Raw genomic sequence first — 3598 nt, forward strand, 5'->3', positions numbered from 1 at the left:
AATGCACCTACAGGTGCGTGGTGCTCCCTGACCCCTGCCCTCGGGAGCGGCGGTATGACGCCACTTCGAGGGCCCGGAGCGCCACCGGCCCCGGGAGCACCCCTCCGGACCGGCCAGCACCGAGCCCAGAGTAGCACATAGTGGCGGAATCACGCCAAGCGCCACCGACGGCCCTTCGAGCCCTCCGCGCGCCAACTTTCAACGACGTCATGCCGAAAGGTCGGCGTTGGAGTGCCTTACTGCAAACATGTAACATGACATCCCGTTCGCTATACCGCCCCACCAGCCGCAGCAGCACCTCCAGCACCAGCCGGTTCGGCTCCGACCACCCCCGCCGAGACCGCCCCGCACCCCGACCGAATCAAGAAGTGCGAGCATTGCGGTGGCGATGCAGGCGAAGAACAAAGGGATTCTGACGATCCAATCGGTTCTGCGTTTGAATTGGTTGCGCTGTTCGCTTCGATTCGGCATCGTGTCTCAGCGCCCTCTGCGGTACCGGGGGCGGGGACCCTGGGAACGCGGGGCCCGTTTCTCATCGGGCGGGATATGAGTGCACCTGTGCGAGCCGTCGCCGTGCAGGTCCTGAGGGGAGAGGCCGCGGCGCTCCTTGGGCTTCCCGGTCTTGAAGTCCGTCTGATTGTTCGCCTTGTTTTCCTCCAGCGACATGTAGCGGACTTCCTTGCCGTCGGTGTAGCCGAACGCCGCGCGCTGCAGGGCCTGGACCCACGGCTGGCGCTCGAGCTCGGCCCTGACGTCCTCGGCGAACGAGTACTCCGACACCTGGGCCCGGGACTCGCTCTCCCCGAGACATCCGCTCAGGTCCTCGTACGCCGCACCGAGGTCCTTCCCGCTGATCACGTGCAGGCCGCCCTCGGCGATGCGCACCTCGAGCGCGCCCAGTCCGAGCGGCTTCCCCAGACCCATTTGCAGGAATCCGACCGTTCGCGGGTCGTCATTGCGCTCCCGGGGTGGGACCAGGTTCTTCGGGGTGAGCACCCAGACGAGGGCCGTCAACTCGTTCCTGCTCAGATTCGAGAACGACACCCTGCACCGGAGCCTGCTGCCGATCTTCACCCAGGATCTGGCGGTGAGTCTCACCCCGATATTGTCCTGCTTCCGGCCGGCGAGGACGACTTCATCCTGCGCCCGTCTCGGGAATCCCGAGTCGTCGAGATTCTTGCGTTCCACGAGCGTGCGGTGCACGGGGTAGGCGGCGGCGCCCAGGAACTGGCCGGAGGCGAAGTGCTCGCCCCGCGCGAGCGGCGCGCCCTTCTCGTCGGTCGGCGTCCTGCCCTCCGAATCGGTGAGGAATCGCCGGGCCGATGTCGTCTTGGGCTGGAGCAGCGGGGAGAGGGTCTTCTCCTTGCGTCCGATCTTCGCCCGTGAGGCGTCGACCGCCCCGAAGATCAACCGTCCTCGAGACGAGACGTCCCCTCTTCTGGCCCCGTCCTCGGCTTCGGGGACGACGTAGCCGAAGAGCCGGTCGGCGGCGGTGGCCCCGTCGCGATCCGACACCGGGAGGATCCCCTGGAGCTCGGCGAGATCACGCGGGCTGACCCGGTAGGCGCGCCGGCCGATCATGACCGGGAGGAGCTGGCGGACGGCGTGCGATCCGTCGCGATTCCGCTCGACGACCGCGTAGGCGAGATCGTCCTTCTTGAGATCGGCGGGCGCACCCTCCCCGTCACGGGCCTCGGCGGTGGCGCGGTTGGGGCGGTGCCTCTTGTCCAGCGGGAGATTGAGCCTCTCCTCCTCCTCGCGATAGGCGATGTAGCTGTCGACCACAATGCGGTAGTCCCTGAGCACGTCCTTACTGACAGTGACTCGCTCCGGCCCGCTGCGAGATACGTCGAAGAAGACCCTCTCGTCGTGCTTGCGAGGGAACAGTTTCGAGGGGGAATCCCCCTCGGCGGTGCTCCGGTAGACGTATCCGGGGACATTGTCCATGTCCTCGATCGTGGTCACCGAGTCGTTGATCCGGAACGCCTCGACGAAATTGCCGCTGTTGTCCTGGATGTGAGTCACCTGCCAGTAGGCGTAGCGGGCGCCCCGGCCGCGGTCGCCGTGAAGGCACAGCGTCATGTGGCAGCGGATCTCCTCGAGGTGGGGCGTCATCCTCTCGAGCCTTTCGAGTCCCCCCTGCAGGCAGAGCTTCGCATGCCCTCGCATTCCGGCTTGCAAACTGGCCGCCCGCATGGTGGGATAGGTGATCCCGTTCTCACGGTAATCGGTCGTCACCATGGTGTCGCCCTGGAGGAGGGCGGCCGTGAAACCGCCGTCGGAATTCTTCTTCTCGAGGCGCAACGGGACGAGCTGCAGCGCGCTGGCGGGGTCGCCGCGGTAGGTCAGGCGGTCGGAGTGCTTGCTCTTCGGACGGCGCTGCCCCTCCCGGTCCTCGGTGTCCCCGAAGACGCGGAAGCGCGAGCAGGTGAGCGTCTCGTAGGCGCGCGAGATCATGCCCTTGATCATGGTGGGGGGCACGACGAGACCGCCGTCGTCGTTCATCGGAAGGTCGATGAAATGACGCTCCTTGCCGCCTTCGTGCTCGACGGTCTGCTCGCCGAAGACGAGCGGCGTTCTCAAGATCATCTCCAGATCGATCGAACCCGACAGTTTCTCGGGCTCCAGGTGGTCGTGCCCCGGGGCCTTGCCGGTGGCGAAGAGATCCTCCGGCAGCATCCCGTCCTCGGCCAGACCCTGCGCCTTGTCCCGCAGCACCGGGATCCGGTTGACCGCGGAGTGGAAGGGTTCGAACTCAACCATTGCGTTTCCATTCTCCCGTCATGAGCTCGTCGACGAACACCGTATTGCCGTACTCGTCCTCGATGATGAAGACCTCGATGCTCTCCATCGCGGGCATCTTGCGCGGGTCCCTCTCGCTGTCACTGTGCTGCAGATAGGCGTTGGGCCGGTACCAGCAGTCCTCCGCCCCGGTCGCAGCCCCGTCTTCGACGCCGTCGGCCCTGAGGACGGCGACCTCCGCCGACCCGGTGCCGTTGAGCCACCGCAGCTCGCGCGCCAGCACGCCGTCGCCCCCGCCCCCATCCTTCGCGATCACCGACCACAGCCGCAGCTCGTACACGGTCTCGCGCCGCACCTCGCCGTCCGTTGCGCGCAGGACCCCGTCGCAGACCGACCGGAGCGCACGCGCCCCCGCCGTCGTGTAGGCGATGCCCCGGACGTTCGCGCCCAGGCGCCCGACCCGGCCCAGGGCCGCCCCGAGGTCCTCGTCCGGGGCGATATCGGTCGTCCACACCGCCGGCTTCAGATCCGGCATTGAGAACCGATCACTCATCGCGCACCTCCTCAGGGTCGCACAGGTAGGAGGACCACCCGGTCCAATTGTCGCCCGCGCCGGGGCTCGCGGCAATGCCCTTATTCACGCTCCGGAGACGGTCGAGGATCTGCCCGGCGAGGCCGGCCCCGGCTCCGCCGTCCTGCGACGGCGCCGCGAGCTCCCAGTCCTCGACGCCGAGGCTCGGGCCGCCCTCGACCCTGATCCCGGTGACCTCCACCTGCCCCAGCCCCCGCGTGCCCCGGCTGCCCAGGGGCAGCGCGCCGGCGGCCAGTTCGGCCAGGACGAGCCCGAGCAGGCACC

Annotated in this window: 2 protein-coding genes and 1 pseudogene; all 3 read right to left on the reverse strand. The window is 67.8% G+C overall.

Features of this window, described 5'->3' with window-relative positions:
• Positions 1-477: 477 nt before the first annotated feature.
• On the reverse strand, positions 478-2763 hold the full coding sequence (locus tag G446_RS0113260; RefSeq protein WP_026410498.1) for a hypothetical protein: 2286 nt from the start codon (positions 2761-2763) through the stop codon (positions 478-480).
• Positions 2756-3295: a hypothetical protein gene (locus G446_RS0113265; protein ID WP_026410497.1), complete on the reverse strand. Its 540-nt coding sequence runs from the start codon at positions 3293-3295 to the stop codon at positions 2756-2758. The genes G446_RS0113260 and G446_RS0113265 overlap by 8 nt, the downstream gene beginning before the upstream one ends.
• Positions 3288-3598: pseudogene (locus tag G446_RS20440) on the reverse strand (RAMP superfamily CRISPR-associated protein); the annotation flags it as partial. The pseudogene G446_RS20440 and the gene G446_RS0113265, both read right to left, overlap by 8 nt.

This window comes from Actinomyces dentalis DSM 19115, from assembly GCF_000429225.1.
In the GTDB taxonomy this organism is placed as follows: Bacteria; Actinomycetota; Actinomycetes; order Actinomycetales; family Actinomycetaceae; genus Actinomyces; species Actinomyces dentalis.